The sequence below is a fragment of the Kitasatospora sp. NPDC047058 genome (assembly GCF_040643935.1).
GTDB lineage: Bacteria > Actinomycetota > Actinomycetes > Streptomycetales > Streptomycetaceae > Kitasatospora.
This window is the reverse complement of sequence record NZ_JBEYVJ010000678.1, coordinates 1-2,626: the sequence shown is the minus strand read 5'-3', so window position 1 is coordinate 2,626 and position 2,626 is coordinate 1. Positions and strand designations below refer to the sequence as shown.

Annotated in this window: 3 protein-coding genes and 1 pseudogene; 2 read left to right on the top strand and 2 right to left on the bottom strand. The window is 73.6% G+C overall.

Annotated features, from left to right (window positions below):
- Window positions 1-95: 95 nt before the first annotated feature.
- Window positions 96-248, top strand: a pseudogene (locus ABZ885_RS39210) (RidA family protein); the annotation flags it as partial.
- Window positions 249-321: 73 nt separating this feature from the next.
- On the opposite strand, the gene ABZ885_RS39205 reads toward ABZ885_RS39210, so the two are convergent.
- Together ABZ885_RS39205 and ABZ885_RS39200 are read right to left on the bottom strand one after the other, a co-directional pair.
- Window positions 322-813, bottom strand: coding sequence for an SRPBCC family protein (locus ABZ885_RS39205; RefSeq protein ID WP_360199685.1), 492 nt, complete (start codon window positions 811-813; stop codon window positions 322-324).
- On the bottom strand, window positions 810-1,238 hold the full coding sequence (locus ABZ885_RS39200; RefSeq protein ID WP_360199683.1) for a metalloregulator ArsR/SmtB family transcription factor: 429 nt from the start codon (window positions 1,236-1,238) through the stop codon (window positions 810-812). Before ABZ885_RS39200 ends, ABZ885_RS39205 begins: the two co-directional genes overlap by 4 nt.
- Before the next feature lie 267 nt (window positions 1,239-1,505).
- Here ABZ885_RS39200 and ABZ885_RS39195 point away from each other — a divergent pair.
- On the top strand, window positions 1,506-2,626 hold a 1,121-nt coding region (locus ABZ885_RS39195; protein WP_360199681.1), incomplete at its 3' end, for an AMP-binding protein.

The window sequence follows — 2,626 nt, the reverse complement described above, 5'->3', positions numbered from 1 at the left end:
TCCAGCTGCCGAGTGGGACCCAGGCAAGCCCGGACCATCGCTCAAGGCCATTGGCGCCGTCACGCCACTGCCCGACATAGCTGCCGAGCGAGACGTCCTCCGCCGACCAGGATGACCTGGTGAAGGTCTGGGAGGTCTACCGCTCGTACCTGGGGAGCCACGACGTCCCCAGCACGCTGCTGGGCGTCTCGGTGCTCGGGTACAACGACCAGCTGGTCGAGGTCGAGGCGGTCGCCGTGCTCTCCTGAGCGGGTGCGGGCGGGTGCGGCCAGCGCGGCGGGGCCGGCTTGCGTGGCGGGACAGGCGGGGCCGGGGGCGGCCTCAGCCGGTGGCGAGCAGGGCGTCCAGCTTGGCGTAGCCCTCGACCACGCCGCGTTCCATGCCGCTGGCGATCAAGGCGTCGCGGGCGGCGATGGTGTCGGTCACCGAGAGGCCGGTGACCCGGGTGCGTCCTGCCCCGAGCGGCTCGAAGACCGCCGTCTCCAGGAAGACGCCGTCCGGTGCGCCCTCGTAAGTGAAGGTCTGTACGAGCCGGCTGTCCGGCCGGACTTCGTGGAAGGAGCCGTAGAAGGAGGCGATGGTCTCGCCCCCGGACACGGCGGAGTAGCGGTAGCAGCCGCCGGTGCGGGCCTCCCAGACGTCGATCTTCATCGTGAGGTCCTCCGGGCCGAGCCACTGGGCGACCAGCCCGGGATCGGTCCACGCCCGGAAGACGCGCTCGGGCGGGGCGTCGAACTCGCGGACGATCCGGATGGTGGGCAGGGCCGGGTCCGCGTCGATCCGGGTCTCGTGGGGGTGGGCGGCGGAGGTCATGACGGTGCTCCTCGGCTCGGCTCGGGCGGGTTGTCACGGGGGGTGGTGTGCTGTTCGGATGTGGTCGCGGGGGCCTCGGGGGTTTCGGTTGCCGCGTCCGGCCCGTCGCCCATGGCCGCGAGGACGGCGTCCAGGCGGCGGAACCGCCCCTCGGCCTGGTGCCGATACTGCTCGATCCAGGTCGTCATCTGGTCGAGGGCCTGCGGTTCGAGGTGACAGGGCCGGCGCTGGGCGTCGCGACTGCGGCTCACGAGCCCCGCCTCCTCCAGCACCTTGAGGTGCTTGGACACGGCCTGCATCGACATGGCGTACGACTCCGCCAGCTCGCCGACGGTGGCGTCGCGCACCGCGAGGCGGGCGACGATGTCGCGGCGCGTCGGGTCGGCGAGGGCGACGAACGCCCGGGACAGCTGGTCGACGGCCACGGCGTGCACCCCTGGTCTTTCTCAACTGCTTGGTTGACAACGACGCTACGCCGCCCCGCCTCCTTGCGCAACCATGTGGTTGAGGAAGCTCGGGCCGGTGTAGGTCGGTGTAGGCCGGTTCGCAGACCGCCCGGGCCGGGAAGATCCACGGGAATCCTTGACCCCCTAGGTGGTCTATGCCAATCTCTCAGCCAGGTCTGGACCAATACCCCATCGAGAGGTGTTCGGGGCTGACCTGGAGGGGCAACGGGGAGAGTGTCACGTTCCATGCGCAGAGCTGCCGTTGGCGACATCGAGGACTCCGCGGAATCGTCCGGGGCGGCCGCGTGGCCGCGGGCCGGCGGGCCGGCCGGGCGCCGCGCAGACCGCGGTTACACCGTGCACGGCCTGCTGGACCTGCGGGCGGCTGCACAGCCCGACCGGACGGCGATCAGCACCGACGACGGGCAGCGGCTGACCTTCGCCCAGTGGCAGGAGCGGTCGACCGCGGCCGCCGTGGCGCTGCTCCGGCGGGGCATCCGGCCCGGTGACCGGGTGGGCCTGCTGTTCGGGCTGCGCGACTGGCCGGACTTCGCCGTCCACTACTGCGCGGTGACCCGGGCCGGTGCCGTCGCCGTGCCGGTCTCGGACCGCCAGCCGGCCGACGCGGTCGCCTACGTACTGGGCCATTGCGAGGCCGCCGGGCTGATCGCGGGCCCGGCCGCCGCCGTCCCCGCCGGGCCCTGGTGGACCGTCGGCCCGGCCGGACTCGCCGTCGAGGCCGAGGCTTCGGGCGAGCCCCCGACCGCGGCCGGGGCCGGGGGAGGCCCGCTGCCGCAGGTCGGACCGGACGCGCCCGCCCAGGTGCTCTACACCTCCGGCACGACCGGCCGGCCCAAGGGCGTCCTGGCCACCCACGGCAACGTGGTGTACGGCACCCGGCCGGGCGCCCGGCACCGGCCGCTGACCCACTCCGAGGAATTCCTGCACTCCTTCGCGGTCGGCACCAACGCCGGCCAGACCATGCTGGTCAACGCCCTGGACGCGCACCCGGCCGCCCTGGTGGCGACCCGCTTCACCCCGGGCCGCTTCGCCCGGCTGATCGAACAGCGCAGGGTTGGCAGCGTCTTCGTGGTCCCGGCGATGGCCGCCGAACTGCTGAACGCCGGGGTGCACACCCGCTTCGACCTCTCCTCGGTCCGGCTGCTCGGCTCGACCGCGGCCGCGCTGCCGCCCACCGTGGCCGCCGCACTGACCGGGGCGTTCCCGAACGCCACCGTGGTCAACTACTACACCTCCACCGAGGCCGCGCCCGCGCAGACCGCGATGGTCTTCGACCCGGCCCGGCCCACCGCGCTCGGCCTCGCCGCCCGCGGCAGCGTGATGGTGGCCGGTCCCGACGGCCGCCC